Source organism: Pseudomonas sp. Pseusp10, from assembly GCF_059492225.1.
On the sequence record NZ_CP168528.1, the window covers coordinates 4,977,176 to 4,992,159 of the forward strand.

Consider the following 14,984-nt stretch of genomic DNA (forward strand, 5'->3'; position numbering starts at 1 on the left):
AGAGTGAAACGAGACTGCGATCTTTTGCCTTTATCGTTTCTGGGTCAGGGCGCGGCGTTCGAATTCCACAATGCGCTGACGGTAGTGCTCGATCGTCTGGGCGGTCAGTACGCTGCGCTGGTCGTCCTTCAGTTCGCCGTTGAGCTCCTGGGACAATTTACGCGCCGCTGCCACCATGACGTCGAAAGCTTGCTTCGGATGGCGAGGGCCTGGCAGCCCCAGGAAGAAGCTGACCGCCGGGGTGCTGAAGTGGTCGATGTCGTCCAGGTCGAATACACCTGGCTTGACGGCGTTGGCCATGGAGAACAGCACCTCCCCGTTACCCGCCATGCTTTCGTGACGGTGGAAGATATCCATCTCGCCGAAACGCAGGCCGCTTTCCAGAATGTTCTGCAACAGCGCCGGGCCCTTGAAGCCGGCCGCGTCACGACAGATCACGCTGATCACCAGCACTTCTTCAGCTTGCGGTTGCTCTTTGTCGCTGACCGATGGCGAAGCCTTGGTGTCATTCGGGAAATCGTCGTCGCGACTGCTGAAGCTCGGGCCGCCGTCCAGATCCAGGCTGAGGTTCATGTCGCCCTGGGAAGGCTCGCTGTGGCCACGCTTGCCGCGCTTGGAACCCGACTCACGGGGCTCGCGGGCCGGCATGCTCACCGACGGCAGATCCTGCTCGTCCAGTTGCGGCTCTTTATGCGTGTCCAGCACGCGCGGCGGGCCCAGCAGCTCGGCGCTGCTGTCCTCGTCCGGCAGATTGGACAGACTTCGGTCAAGACGGAATTTCAGTTTTCCCTTGCCGCCGCGCATACGGCGCCAGCCATCGAAAAGAATACCGGCAATGACAATAATGCCGATGACGATCAGCCACTCGCGCAGACCGATTTCCATGTAATCCCGTGCCTCTATGAAAAATGCTGAAAAATAAGGGGTTTACAACCTGCAAACCGCTTTAAAACGTGGCGCCAACTCTATGTTCTGACAGGCGTTTTGCCCACGTATACGAAAAATTGACATTAAACTAGCACGACCAAAGGCAACTTTACACCGTCTACCACCTTGGCTAGCGCGAATATGTCGATTAGCCAGCAAGTCGAAGCCAGTAAAAGAGTCCTACAACCCATACACCCCCCTTCCTGCCACCACGACTCAGGCATCCACCATCGCCATCGCCTCCTCGACATCCACGGCCACCAGACGTGAACAGCCGGGTTCGTGCATCGTCACACCCATCAGTTGTTCGGCCATTTCCATGGCGATCTTGTTGTGGGTGATATAGATGAACTGCACTGTCTGCGACATCTCTTTTACCAACCGCGCGTAGCGTCCAACGTTAGCGTCATCCAGTGGCGCGTCAACCTCATCGAGCATGCAGAACGGCGCCGGATTCAACTTGAAGATCGCAAAAACCAGGGCCAATGCGGTCAGGGCTTTTTCGCCACCGGAGAGCAAATGGATGGTGCTGTTCTTCTTTCCTGGCGGCTGCGCCATGATCGTTACCCCTGTATCGAGTAAATCTTCGCCCGTCAGTTCCAAATAAGCGCGGCCTCCACCGAAAACTTTTGGGAAAAGCGCCTGCAAACCGCCATTGATCTGATCAAAGGTATCCTTGAAACGGTTACGGGTTTCCTTGTCGATCTTGCGGATGACGTTTTCCAGTGTCTCCAATGCTTCCACCAGATCGTCGTTCTGCGCATCCAGATAACGTTTACGCTCCGATTGTTGCTGGTACTCATCGATGGCCGCCAGGTTGATCGCGCCCAGGCGCTGAATCCTCGCGGCGATGCGCTCGAGCTCTTCCTCGGCTTCCTTCTCGCTGGCCTCGGCGGTCAACGTCGCGAGTACGCCGTGGAGATCGTAGCCGTCTTCCAGCAACTGATCCTGCAAGGTCTTGCGGCGCACGGTCAGGGCTTGCCATTCCATGCGCTGGGTTTCGAGCTGGCTGCGAATCAACTGGGATTGTTGTTCGGCCTGGCTGCGGCGCTTCTCGGCGTCGCGCAGTTCGCGGTCGGCGTCTTCGAGGGCGATCTGCGCGGTCTTGAGTTCTTCGTCGACGGTCATGCGCTTGTCGAGCAGTTCTTCGAGTTTCAGGCGCAGCTCTTCCAGTGGCGCTTCGCCCTCCTCCAGATTGAGGCTCAGTTGTTCGCGCTTTTCGGTCAGGCGCTCGGACTGCATCTCCAGCCGCTCCAGCGCCTGGCGCGTCGAATCATGCTGCGCCTTGAGCGAACCCAAACGCACCGCCAACTGATGGGCATGATCCTTGTGTTGCCGCGCTTCCTGACGCACCCGGTCCAGGCGCTCACGCAAACTGTCGCGCTGCGCCAGCAGCAACTCACGCTGCTCGGTGTCCAGCGCCATGCTGTCGAGGGCTTCCTGCAATTGCAGGCGCGCTTCACCGATGTGTTCGTGCTCCAGTGCCCGCTGTTCGTCCAGCTCGGTGAGCTCTTCGTCGAGACGGGTACGGCGCAGGGTCAACTGTTCGGCCTTGGCTTTGCCGGCGGACAATTGAGCCTTTAACTCACCTTGCTGGCGGGCTTCGTCCTGCAGCAAACGGCGCAAATGTTCGCGACCGTTTTCCTGCTGACGCTGTTGCGCCCTGAGATTTTGCAGTTGGGTTTCCAGGGTTTCGACAGCCGCTTCGCGCTCTTCGCGCTCAAGGCCCAGCTGCTGGATTTCCTGACCACGGGCGAGCACGCCGCTTTCCGCCTCACTGGCCCGACGCACGCGCAGGAAATGCCGACCGACCCAATAGCCGTCGCGACTGATCAGACTCTGGCCGGCAGCCAATTGCCCGCGCAAGGCCAAGGCCTGCTCAAGGCTGTCGACCGGCTTGACCTGGCCCAACCATGGTGACAGATCGATCTGCGCCTCGACCTTATCCAACAAGCTGCCCGGCACCCGTAGGCCATCGCTGGCCGGACTGAGCAAACGCAAATCGCCCTGGGCAAAGCCCGACAGATCGAAATCGTTGAAATCATCCACCAGCACCGCTTGCAGGTCGGCGCCGAGCACGGTCTCTACCGCCAGCTCCCAACCTGCCTCAACCTTGAGGCCTTCGGCCAAGCGAGGGCGATCAGCGAGATTCTGTTCGCGCAACCATTCGGCGGTGCCGGTGCCCGGATCGAGCGCGGCTTGCTGCAAGGCTTCGAGCGAAGCCAGTCGACCGTTGAGCCGCTGCAAATCGCCCTGGGCCTGTTGTTGCGCCGTCAGCGTTTGCTGTAATTGCTGGCGCAGTTGCTCGAGCTTTTCGACCTGAGCCTCTTCACTGGTCTGCAAATCTTCGAGGGTCGCCTCGGATTCAGCGAGCTGCTCGCTGAGCTCCATGATCGCCGCGTCTTCCGGATCCGCCGAGAGCAAGGCGCGCTCTTCGCCAAGACGCTTCTGGCGATCGGCCAGGCGCTCCAGGCTAGTTTCCAGCTGCTGGATCCGCGATTGCTGCACTTCGGCCTGACGGCGCGGCTCGGCGGCGGTCAGGTTGAACGTATCCCACTGCTCCTGCCAGCCATGCATGGTGGTTTCGGATTCTTCCAGCGCGGCAGCGGCCTCTTCGGCGGCGGCGCTGGTGACTTCCTGCTCCGGGGTGAGCATGTCCAGCTCTTCGCCGAGTGTCAGCAGCAGCGTGCGGTCGTGACCCAGGTGCGATTCGGTTTCCAGGCGTGCGCGTTCGGCCTCTTTCAGGTCATCCTGCAACTGGCGCAAACGCTGCTGGCCGTGCTGGATACTCTGCTCGACCCGGGCTATGTCGCCGCCGACCGAGTAGAAGCGCCCCTGCACCAGATTGAAGCGCTCCGACAGGTCGTGGTGCCCGTCACGCAGGCGCTCGATGCTCGCGTCGGCATTGCGCTGTTCGGCCACCAGGGCTTCGAAAGAAACTTCCTGGTTGCCGATGATCGCTTCACGCTGGCCGACCTGATCGTTCAGCGCCTGCCAGCGCAGGGCCGACAGTTGCGCCTTGAGCTGACGCTCCTCGCCCTTGAATTCCTGATACTTCCTGGCGGCCTCGGCCTGGCGGTGCAAGCGTTCGAGCTGGCGTTCAAGCTCTTCGCGCAGGTCAGTCAGGCGCTCAAGGTTTTCGTGGGTACGACGAATACGGTTTTCCGTCTCGCGCCGGCGCTCCTTGTACTTGGAGATGCCCGCCGCTTCTTCGATGAAGTTGCGCAGGTCTTCGGGCTTGGACTCGATCAGCTTGGAGATCATCCCCTGCTCGATGATCGAGTAGCTGCGCGGGCCAAGGCCGGTGCCGAGGAAGATGTCGGTGATGTCACGACGCCGGCATTTGGTGCCGTTGAGGTAATAGGTGGTCTGGCTGTCGCGGGTCACTTTGCGGCGAATGGAGATTTCCGCGTAGGCGGCGTATTCACCGAGCAATGTGCCGTCGGAGTTATCGAACACCAGTTCGATGCTCGCCTGGCTCACCGGTTTGCGGCTGGTAGAGCCGTTGAAGATGACGTCGGTCATCGACTCGCCGCGCAGGTTCTTCGCCGAACTCTCGCCCATCACCCAGCGTACGGCGTCGATGATGTTCGATTTGCCGCAGCCATTGGGCCCGACCACCGCCGCCATGTTACTGGGGAAGTTCACCGTGGTCGGGTCGACGAAGGACTTGAACCCCGCCAGCTTGATGCACTTGAGCCGCACGCTCAGGCGTCCGTCAGGGCAGAAACCACCAGATCGCAACTGCGCTGGGCGTAAGCCGTCAGCACTTCGCGGATCTGCGGAAAGTCACGGGCCAGCACGGCAGCAAGCAAGCGTTCGAACAGTTCCAGGAACTCGCTCATGGATGCCTTGCGCTGGTCCAGGGCGAGGAAATAGGCACGGCTCATGGCCGGCTGCAGATTCTCGACGGTTTCCTGCAAGTACGGGTTGTTGGCGAACGGGTACGCGGCACGCATCACATTGAAGCTGTCGTCGACGAAAGTGCGGATGTCCTGACGCTCGTAGCTGGCAGTCAGGCGTTGCTGGATCTGCACGAACGGCGCCATGTCGGCCTGGGTTTTCCAGCCGCTGGCCACCGAGTTACCGAGCAGAATATAGAGTTCGCTCATCAGCGTGCACAGGCTCTGCACCTTGTGCGGCGTGAGCTCGGTGACGTGGGCGCCACGGCGCGGCAGGATCGCGATCAGGTGCCGACGCTCGAGGATCAGCAAGGCCTCGCGGACCGAACCACGGCTGACATTGAGGGCCAGCGTGACCTTCTGTTCCTGGATGCGCTCCCCGGGCTTCATTTCGCCGCGAATGATGCGTTCGGCGAGGTGGCGAGCGATTTGCTCGGCGAGGCTGTCCGGCGCCTTGAACGTCATGGTTGTCCTTCAAACTCTTCGATCTGTACAAGCGGCGCAGTGTAGCGCAATTGCTGCGTGAGGGCGGAGTGCCCGTCCGTAATGTTGTTCACTTAAGCGAAGTGATTCTTCGTAGGAGCGAGCTTGCTCCGGGCGGCGTTCCGACGATGGACTCAAGCGCGCCGCGTTTAGCCAGTAAGTACGCGTTATCGTTAACGACCATCGCGAGCAAGCTCGCTCCTACAGAGGACCACATTCGCTTAACTGAACAGCATTAGAGTGCCCGCCCGGTGGTTTTTGGCACGATTCAAGCAAAAAAAGCAGGCTATCGAACCAACGACAATAATTAAGGAACAGGTGGTTAATCGACAATTTGCAATTTCCTGACCTTTAAGTCAGAAAATCATTGACCGAAAAGTCAGACCTGCTAAATTCGGTTCCTATCGGTTAACAACAATAATGAGTCTGCGAGGCCTTCCGTGATCCAGTTTTTACTAAACCAGGAACTCCGTAGCGAGCACGCCCTGGACCCGAACCTGACCGTGCTCAATTATCTGCGCGACCATGTGGGCAAACCCGGCACCAAAGAAGGCTGCGCCAGCGGTGACTGCGGCGCCTGCACCGTGGTGGTCGGCGAGTTGCAAACGGATGACGACGGTCGCGAACACATTCGCTATCGCAGCCTCAACTCGTGCCTGACGTTCGTGTCGTCCCTGCACGGCAAACAACTGATCAGCGTCGAAGACCTCAAGCACAAAGGTGAACTGCACAGCGTGCAGAAAGCCATGGTCGAGTGCCACGGCTCGCAATGCGGCTTCTGCACCCCCGGCTTCGTGATGTCGCTGTTTGCCCTGCAAAAGAACAGCGATGCACCGGATCATGCCAAGGCCCACGAAGCACTGGCCGGCAATCTCTGCCGTTGCACCGGCTACCGGCCGATCCTGGAAGCCGCCGAGCAGTCCTGCTGCGCCAGGCAACCGGACCAGTTCGACGCCCGCGAGGCCGACACCATCGCGCGCCTGAAAGCCATTGCCCCGACCGATATCGGCGAACTCAACAGTGGCGACAAACGCTGCCTGGTGCCGCTGACCGTGGCCGACCTGGCCGACCTCTACGACGCTTATCCACAGGCCCGCCTGCTGGCCGGCGGTACCGACCTGGCGCTGGAAGTCACGCAGTTCCACCGCACCCTGCCGGTGATGATCTACGTCGGCAACGTCGCCGAGATGAAGCGCATCGACCGCTTTGACGATCGCCTGGAAATCGGCGCCGCCACGGCCCTTTCCGATTGCTACGAGGCGTTGAACGCCGAGTACCCGGACTTCGGTGAATTGCTGCACCGCTTCGCGTCCTTGCAGATCCGCAACCAGGGCACCCTGGGCGGCAACATCGGCAACGCCTCGCCGATTGGTGACTCGCCGCCCCTGCTGATCGCCCTCGGCGCGCAAATCGTGCTGTGCAAAGGCGAAACCCGCCGCACTCTGGCGCTGGAAGATTACTTCATCGATTACCGCGTCACTGCGCGTCAGGAAAGCGAGTTCATCGAAAAGATCATCGTGCCGCGCGCCAGCGTCGAAAAACTGTTCCGCGCCTACAAAGTCTCCAAGCGCCTCGACGATGACATTTCCGCGGTGTGCGCCGCCTTCAATATTCGCCTGGAAAACGGCGTGGTAGCCGAGGCCCGCGTCGCCTTCGGCGGCATGGCAGCCATCCCGAAACGTGCTGCAGCCTGCGAAGCCGCGTTGCTCGGCTCGCCATTCAATAACGCCACCGTTGAACGCGCCTGCGCGGCCCTGGGCGAAGACTTCACACCGCTCTCGGACTTCCGCGCCAGCAAGGAATATCGCCTGCTCAGCGCGCAGAACCTGCTGCGTAAATACTTCATCGAACTGCAAACACCGCACATCGAGACTCGGGTGACCGCTTATGTCTAATCATCACGCAGTAGAGAAGACCCAAGCCGAATTGGCTGAACTGTTCGCCAAGGACCTGACCACCGGTGTCGGTCGCAGCGTCAAGCACGACAGCGCCGCCAAGCATGTCTCCGGTGAAGCGCAGTACATCGACGATCGCCTGGAGTTTCCGAACCAGTTGCACGTTTATGCGCGCATGTCGGACCGTGCCCACGCCCGGATCATCAGCATCGACACCGCGCCCTGCTATGCCTTCGAAGGCGTGCGCATCGCCATCACCCACGAAGACGTGCCAGGCCTGAAAGACATCGGCCCGTTGCTGCCGGGCGATCCGCTGCTGGCCATCGACACAGTGCAATTCGTCGGTCAACCGGTGGTCGCCGTTGCCGCGAAAGACCTGGAAACCGCGCGCAAGGCAGCAATGGCCGCGATCATCGAATACGAAGATCTCGAACCGGTGCTGGATGTGGTCGAAGCCCTGCGCAAACGCCACTTTGTTCTCGACAGCCACACCCATAAACGCGGCGACTCTGCCACGGCGCTGGCCACTGCCGAGCACCGCATCCAGGGCACACTGCACATCGGCGGCCAGGAACACTTCTACCTGGAAACCCAGATCTCTTCGGTGATGCCGACTGAAGACGGCGGCATGATCGTCTACTGCTCCACGCAAAACCCCACCGAAGTGCAGAAACTGGTGGCCGAAGTACTCGACGTGTCGATGAACAAGATCGTCGTCGACATGCGTCGCATGGGCGGTGGTTTCGGCGGCAAGGAAACCCAGGCGGCGAGCCCGGCGTGCCTGTGCGCGGTGATCGCGCACCTCACCGGCCAGCCGACCAAGATGCGTCTGCCACGGGTCGAAGACATGCTGATGACCGGCAAGCGTCACCCGTTCTATGTCGAATACGATGTCGGCTTCGACAGCACCGGCCGCCTGCACGGCATCAACCTGGAACTGGCCGGCAACTGCGGTTGTTCGCCTGACCTGTCGGCATCGATCGTCGACCGCGCGATGTTCCACTCGGACAACTCGTACTACCTGGGCGATGCGACCATCAACGGTCACCGCTGCAAGACCAACACCGCGTCGAACACCGCCTACCGTGGTTTCGGCGGCCCGCAAGGCATGGTCGCCATCGAAGAAGTGATGGACGCCATTGCCCGTCACCTGGCCCTTGATCCGCTGGCGGTGCGCAAGGCCAACTACTACGGCAAGACCGAGCGCAACGTCACTCACTACTACCAGACCGTCGAGCACAACATGCTCGAGGAAATGACCGCCGAACTGGAAGAAAGCAGCCAGTACCATGAGCGCCGCGAAGCGATCCGTCGCTACAACGCCAACAGCCCGATCCTGAAAAAAGGCCTGGCGCTGACCCCGGTGAAATTCGGCATTTCCTTCACCGCCAGCTTCCTCAACCAGGCAGGCGCCTTGGTGCATGTCTACACCGACGGCAGCATCCACCTCAACCACGGCGGCACCGAAATGGGCCAGGGCCTGAACACCAAGGTCGCGCAGGTCGTGGCCGAAGTGTTCCAGGTGGAAATGGATCGCGTGCAGATCACCGCGACCAACACCGACAAAGTACCGAACACCTCGCCGACCGCTGCCTCCAGTGGTGCCGACCTGAACGGCAAGGCCGCGCAGAACGCGGCGGAAACCATCAAGAAACGCCTGGTGGAATTCGCTGCCCGCCAATACAAGGTCAGCGAAGAAGACGTGGTTTTCCACAACGGCCACGTGCGGGTTCGTGATCACATCCTGACCTTCGAAGCGCTGATCCAGCAGGCGTACTTCGCCCAGGTGTCGCTGTCGAGCACCGGCTTCTACAAGACCCCGAAAATCTACTACGACCGCAGCCAGGCCCGTGGTCGGCCGTTCTACTACTTCGCCTTTGGCGCAGCGTGCTGCGAAGTGCTGGTCGACACCCTGACCGGCGAATACAAGATGCTGCGCACCGACATCCTCCACGACGTCGGCGCCTCGCTGAACCCGGCCATCGACATCGGCCAGGTCGAGGGCGGTTTCATCCAGGGCATGGGCTGGCTGACCATGGAAGAGCTGGTGTGGAACAACAAGGGCAAGCTGATGACCAACGGCCCGGCCAGCTACAAGATCCCGGCCGTGGCGGACATGCCGCTGGACCTGCGGGTGAAGCTGGTGGAAAACCGCAAGAACCCGGAAGACACGGTGTTCCATTCCAAGGCCGTGGGCGAGCCGCCGTTCATGCTTGGCATCGCCTCGTGGTGTGCAATCAAGGACGCGGTGGCGAGCCTGGGCGATTACAGGCATCAACCGAAAATCGACGCACCGGCGACTCCGGAGCGGGTGTTGTGGGGCTGTGAGCAGATGCGCCAGTTGAAGGCGGCGAAGGCTGTCGAGGCTGAGACCGAGTTGGCTTCGCTTTAAGACCGAGGTGCGGCTATCGCGAGCAAGCTCGCTCCTACAGGGGGATGCATTCCAACTGTAGGAGCGAGCCCTGCTCGCGATGAGGCCGGTACAGACAACAGAGATGTTGAGGTGAAACATGTACAACTGGATCGACGCCCTCGCCGACCTGCAAAACCGGGGTGAGCCCTGCGTGCTGATAACCATCATCGAAGAGCTCGGCTCGACGCCGCGCAATGCCGGCTCGAAGATGGTCATCAGCGCGAACCAGGCCTTCGACACCATCGGTGGCGGGCACCTGGAATACAAGGCCATGCAGATCGCCCGCGAGATGCTCGCCAGCGGCAAGCAGGACACCCATCTGGAGCGTTTCAGCCTCGGTGCCAGCCTGGGCCAGTGCTGCGGCGGCGCCACGGTATTGCTGTTCGAACCGATGGGCCAGGTACATGCGCAGATCGCCGTGTTTGGTGCCGGCCACGTCGGCCGGGCGCTGGTGCCGTTGCTGGCCAGCCTGCCTTGCCGGGTGCGCTGGATCGACTCGCGGGATGCGGAATTTCCCGAACAGATCCCCCATGGCGTGCGCAAGATCGTCAGCGAAGAACCCGTCGATGAAATCGACGACCTGCCCGCCGGCAGCTACTACATCGTCATGACCCACAACCACCAGCTCGACCTCGAACTGACCGCCGCGATTCTCAAGCGTAACGACTTCGCCTACTTCGGCCTGATCGGTTCGAAGACCAAACGGGTGAAGTTCGAACATCGCCTGCGCGACCGCGGTTTCGACAACAGCGTCGTGCAACGCATGCGCTGCCCGATGGGCATTGGCGAAGTCAAAGGCAAGCTGCCTGTGGAAATTGCCATCTCCATCGCCGGCGAGATCATCGCCACCTATAACGCGAACTTCGGCCAGCACACCGCCAGCGCCGGATCGATTGCCAAACTGCTGCCCGCGTCACGCCGCAGCCAAACCGCAAACTTGAAAGCCTCGAACTGAGAATCTCATGCCTTTGACTCGCAAAGCTTACCGCGCCGCCATCCTGCACAGCATCGCCGACCCTGCCATCGTGGGCATCGAAGCCTCGTACGAGTATTTCGAAGACGGCTTGCTGGTGGTCGAGAACGGCCAGATCAGCGCCCTCGGCCACGCCAGCGAATTGCTGCCGACCCTGCCGGCTGACGTCGAAATCACCCACTATCAGGATGCACTGATCACTCCCGGCTTCATCGACACCCACATCCATTTGCCGCAAACCGGCATGGTCGGCGCCTACGGCGAGCAACTGCTGGACTGGCTCAACACCTACACCTTCCCGTGCGAAAGCCAGTTCGCCGACAAGGCCCACGCTGACGAAGTCGCGGACATTTTCATCAAGGAACTGCTGCGTAACGGCACCACCACTGCGCTGGTATTCGGCAGCGTGCATCCGCAATCGGTGAACTCGTTCTTCGAAGCCGCCCAGCAGCTCGACCTGCGGATGATCGCCGGCAAGGTGATGATGGACCGCAACGCCCCGGACTACCTGACCGACACCGCCGAATCCAGCTACGTGGAAAGCAAGGCGCTGATCGAGCGCTGGCACGGCAAGGGTCGCCTGCACTACGCCGTCACCCCGCGCTTCGCACCGACCAGCACCCCGGAACAGCTAACCCTGGCTGGCCAGTTGCTGAGCGAATACCCGGATCTGTACATGCAGACCCATATCAGCGAAAACCTCAAGGAAATCGAGTGGGTCAAGGCGTTGTTCCCGGAGCGCAAGGGTTACCTGGACGTCTACGACCACTACCAGTTGCTCGGCGAGCGCTCGGTGTTCGCCCACGGTGTGCACCTGTGCGATGAAGAGTGCGCGCGACTGGCTGAAACCGGTTCGGCCATCTCGTTCTGCCCGACCTCGAACTTCTTCCTAGGCAGCGGACTGTTCAACCTGCCGATGGCCGAGAAGCACAAGCTCGATGTCGGCATCGGCACCGATGTGGGCGGTGGCACCAGTTTTTCGCTGCTGCAAACCCTCAACGAAGCCTACAAGGTCATGCAGCTGCAAGGTGCACGCCTGAGTCCGTTCAAGTCGCTGTACCTGGCCACCCTCGGCGGCGCCCGCGCACTGCGCCTGGAAGACAAAATCGGCACCCTGCGACCGGGCAGCGACGCCGACTTCCTCGTGCTGGACTACAACGCCACGCCGCTGCTGGGCTATCGCCTGAAGCAGGCCAACAACATCGCCGAGACGTTGTTTGTGTTGATGACCCTGGGGGATGACCGGACGGTGCTGCAAACTTATGCGGCGGGGAATCTGGTGCATCAGCGCTAAGAAATTCCGGGCATAAAAAATCCCCCGCAATCATCAGATTCCGGGGGATTTTTTATGCCCTGTAGGAGCGAGCTTGCTCGCGATGGTCGTGAACGATAACACGGGAAGCCTGACACCCCGTGGCGCCCTCAGGTTCATCGCGAGCAAGCTCGCTCCTACAAAGGCGTTAAAGCTTGGCGGTCGAACGCCCCGGTTTCTTGGTCTGCAGCAAATGCGAGAACACCGCATGCAGATCATCCGAAGCACTTTCCTCGTCGAGGTTGAGCTTGCTGTCGATGTGATCCATGTGATGCATCATCAGGTCGACCGCCAGTTCAGCGTCGCGTTTTTCGATGGCGTCGATCAACTGGGTGTGCTCGTCGTAGGAGCAATGTGAACGGTTGCCGCTTTCGTACTGGGCGATGATCAGCGAGGTCTGCGACACCAGGCTGCGCTGGAAGCTGATCAACGGGGCGTTCTTCGCCGCTTCGGCCAGTTTCAGGTGGAATTCGCCCGACAGGCGGATGCCGGCACCCCGGTCGCCACGGGAAAAGCTGTCGCGCTCGTCGTTGACCATCTGGCGCAATTCGGCGATTTGCTCGGCGGTGGCGTGCTGCACCGCCAATTCGGTGATCGCGCGCTCGACCAGACGCCGGGCCATGAACACCTGGCGCGCCTCTTCGACGCTCGGGCTGGCGACCACGGCGCCGCGATTCGGACGCAACAACACCACGCCTTCATGGGCCAGGCGCGACAAGGCGCGGCGAATGATGGTGCGGCTGACCCCGAAAATTTCCCCCAGCGCTTCTTCGCTCAATTTGGTGCCGGGCGCCAGACGCTGTTCGAGGATGGCCTCGAAGATATGCGCGTAGACAATATCGTCCTGAGTACCGCTGCGGCCGGCTTTGCCTGCTCGCGGTTGTTTCTTTAGGGGTTGCAACTGTTCGTTCATGGGCACTCGAGTCGGAAGAACTGCGGCGAATTGACGGTGACTGTAATACGGCACAGTGGGTCGCTGGCAAGTATCGCGTAAAAAACACCGCGATTGTACACAATGGAGGGTGGCAACACGACTGTACGGCTGAATGTTGCCTCGGCTGTATCGCAACGACTGGTTACTTTTGAGTTTAGGCTTGTTCGCAGAATCCGCCTTTGTAACGCGATCCCTGTGGGAGCGAGCTTGCTCGCGATTGCTATTTCACATTCAACATGAATGGCGACTGACCTGCCTCCATCGCGAGCAAGCTCGCTCCCACAGGGTTCAGTGTTGCTGCGGACATCTTCCTCTGTATAAGGAACACCACCGTCATGAACGACGCCACGCACGCGCAGCTGCGCCCTTTGGCCGACACCTCGCCCTCGGCCATCGTCGCCGGGTTCATCGCCATGATGACCGGCTACACCAGCTCCCTGGTGCTGATGTTCCAGGCCGGGCAAGCAGCGGGCCTGAGCAGCGGGCAGATTTCTTCGTGGATCTGGGCAATTTCCATCGGCATGGCGGTGTGCTCCATTGGCCTGTCCCTGCGCTATCGCACGCCGATCACCATTGCCTGGTCGACCCCCGGCGCCGCGCTGCTGATCACCAGCCTGGGCGGCGTGAGCTACGGCGAAGCCATTGGTGCCTATATGACCTGCGCGGTGCTGGTGACGATTTGCGGGCTGACCGGCAGCTTTGAACGGCTGATGAAAAAAATCCCGGCATCCTTGGCCGCCGCCCTGCTGGCAGGGATCCTGTTCAAGATCGGCAGCGAGATTTTCGTCGCGGCGCAACACCGCACCGCCCTGGTACTGGGGATGTTTGTCAGTTATCTGGTGGTAAAGCGCCTGTCGCCGCGCTATGCGGTGTTGGCTGCATTGCTGATTGGCACGGCATTGTCAGGGTTCATGGGGTTGCTGGACTTCAGCGGTTTTCACCTGGAAGTGGCGACGCCGGTCTGGACCACGCCGCACTTCTCCCTGGCCGCGACCATCAGCATCGGCATCCCGTTGTTTGTCGTCGCCATGACCTCACAAAACATGCCTGGCATCGCCGTATTGCGCGCCGATGGCTACACGGTGCCAGCCTCGCCGCTGATCACCACCACCGGCATCGCCAGTTTGCTGCTGGCACCGTTCGGCTCTCACGGGATCAATCTGGCGGCGATCAGCGCGGCAATCTGCACCGGTCCGCATGCCCACGAGGATCGTAACAAGCGCTACACCGCAGCGGTCTGGTGCGGAATTTTCTACGGAATCGCCGGGGTGTTCGGTGCAACGCTCGCGGCATTGTTTGCCGCGCTGCCCAAGGAACTGGTGCTGTCGATTGCTGCGCTGGCGCTGTTCGGCTCAATCATCAACGGTTTGAGCATCGCCATGAGCGAAGTGAAGGAACGTGAAGCGGCGCTGGTCACCTTCATGGTCACGGCATCGGGGTTGACGCTGTTTTCCATCGGTTCGGCGTTCTGGGGGATTGTCGCGGGGGTGGTGACGCTGGTGATTCTGAACTGTGGGAGCGAGCCTGCTCGCGATGGTCGTCAACGATAACGCGGGAAACCTGACACCCCGAGTCGCTTTCAGGTTCATCGCGAGCAAGCTCGCTCCTACAAAAAAAACGGCGACCCTTGGGTCGCCGTTTTTTTAGAACATCAAGCTACCGGATTGATCGGCTTTTCCGGGTACCAGACGTCCAGCAGCGGGCTGACTTCAACGCTGGTCAGCTCGGTGCGGCCTTTGAGCCAGGCTTCAACGGCAGCGCGCTGTTCAGCGCTGACCGAGCCACGCTTCTGCAGGCAAACCAGACCGTAGTCGTCGCCGCCAACATAGCCCAGACCGTTGGCTTCCATGGCTTCTTTGAGGAACGCATCGAGGAAAGCATCAATGGCTTCATCAGCCAAATCTTCTTTGAAATCCAGGTTCAGTTCGAAACCCAGCTCTTGAAATTCATCGACGCACAGTTTTTTGCGCAGACGCTGGGAACGGTTAGTCGCCATTGGAACAATCCTCATAAGTAATAACGGGCGGCACTTTAGCAGTTTAAGCCGCCGATTGCCTGACTCTCTGGTCCACGACACCTACCGTCGGTAAAAAAATAGCTGATCAGACGGCCAGTGCACGGCACAAGCCGTAGCACCTTGGGGCA

Annotated in this window: 10 protein-coding genes; 5 read left to right on the plus strand and 5 right to left on the minus strand. The window is 60.5% G+C overall.

The window, feature by feature from the left end; genetic code table 11:
• Window positions 1-30: 30 nt before the first annotated feature.
• The 3 genes from zipA to ACEN8Z_RS22640 form a co-directional block, all read right to left on the minus strand.
• Window positions 31-885, minus strand: a complete 855-nt coding sequence (gene zipA, locus ACEN8Z_RS22630) for a cell division protein ZipA (protein ID WP_495595736.1) — start codon at window positions 883-885, stop codon at window positions 31-33.
• A 258-nt stretch (window positions 886-1,143) separates the two neighbouring features.
• Complete coding sequence (smc, locus tag ACEN8Z_RS22635) at window positions 1,144-4,632, minus strand: chromosome segregation protein SMC (RefSeq protein WP_495595737.1); 3,489 nt, start codon at window positions 4,630-4,632, stop codon at window positions 1,144-1,146.
• Between the two features lie 2 nt (window positions 4,633-4,634).
• Window positions 4,635-5,294, minus strand: a complete 660-nt coding sequence (locus ACEN8Z_RS22640; protein ID WP_495595738.1) for a GntR family transcriptional regulator — start codon at window positions 5,292-5,294, stop codon at window positions 4,635-4,637.
• A gap of 458 nt (window positions 5,295-5,752) precedes the next feature.
• On the opposite strand from ACEN8Z_RS22640, the gene xdhA reads away from it, so the two are divergent.
• The 4 genes from xdhA (at window position 5,753) to guaD (ending at window position 11,887) form a co-directional block, all read left to right on the plus strand.
• Window positions 5,753-7,207: a xanthine dehydrogenase small subunit gene (xdhA, locus tag ACEN8Z_RS22645; protein ID WP_495595739.1), complete on the plus strand. Its 1,455-nt coding sequence runs from the start codon at window positions 5,753-5,755 to the stop codon at window positions 7,205-7,207.
• Complete coding sequence (gene xdhB / locus ACEN8Z_RS22650) at window positions 7,200-9,599, plus strand: xanthine dehydrogenase molybdopterin binding subunit (protein ID WP_495595740.1); 2,400 nt, start codon at window positions 7,200-7,202, stop codon at window positions 9,597-9,599. The genes xdhA and xdhB overlap by 8 nt, the downstream gene beginning before the upstream one ends.
• Window positions 9,600-9,717: 118 nt before the next feature.
• Window positions 9,718-10,575: a xanthine dehydrogenase accessory protein XdhC gene (gene xdhC, locus ACEN8Z_RS22655; protein ID WP_495595741.1), complete on the plus strand. Its 858-nt coding sequence runs from the start codon at window positions 9,718-9,720 to the stop codon at window positions 10,573-10,575.
• A 7-nt stretch (window positions 10,576-10,582) separates the two neighbouring features.
• Window positions 10,583-11,887: a guanine deaminase gene (gene guaD, locus ACEN8Z_RS22660; protein WP_495595742.1), complete on the plus strand. Its 1,305-nt coding sequence runs from the start codon at window positions 10,583-10,585 to the stop codon at window positions 11,885-11,887.
• A 166-nt stretch (window positions 11,888-12,053) separates the two neighbouring features.
• Here the strand turns inward: guaD and ACEN8Z_RS22665 are convergent, their stop codons facing one another.
• Entirely contained in the window at window positions 12,054-12,818 is a 765-nt protein-coding gene (locus ACEN8Z_RS22665) for a GntR family transcriptional regulator (RefSeq protein WP_007993504.1), read from the minus strand.
• A gap of 356 nt (window positions 12,819-13,174) precedes the next feature.
• Here ACEN8Z_RS22665 and ACEN8Z_RS22670 point away from each other — a divergent pair, with 356 nt between their 5' ends.
• Entirely contained in the window at window positions 13,175-14,389 is a 1,215-nt protein-coding gene (locus tag ACEN8Z_RS22670) for a benzoate/H(+) symporter BenE family transporter (protein WP_495595743.1), read from the plus strand.
• 101 nt (window positions 14,390-14,490) lie between these two features.
• On the opposite strand, the gene ACEN8Z_RS22675 is transcribed toward ACEN8Z_RS22670, so the two are convergent.
• Window positions 14,491-14,835: a YggL family protein gene (locus ACEN8Z_RS22675; RefSeq protein ID WP_007971486.1), complete on the minus strand. Its 345-nt coding sequence runs from the start codon at window positions 14,833-14,835 to the stop codon at window positions 14,491-14,493.
• Between the last annotated feature and the right edge of the window lie 149 nt (window positions 14,836-14,984).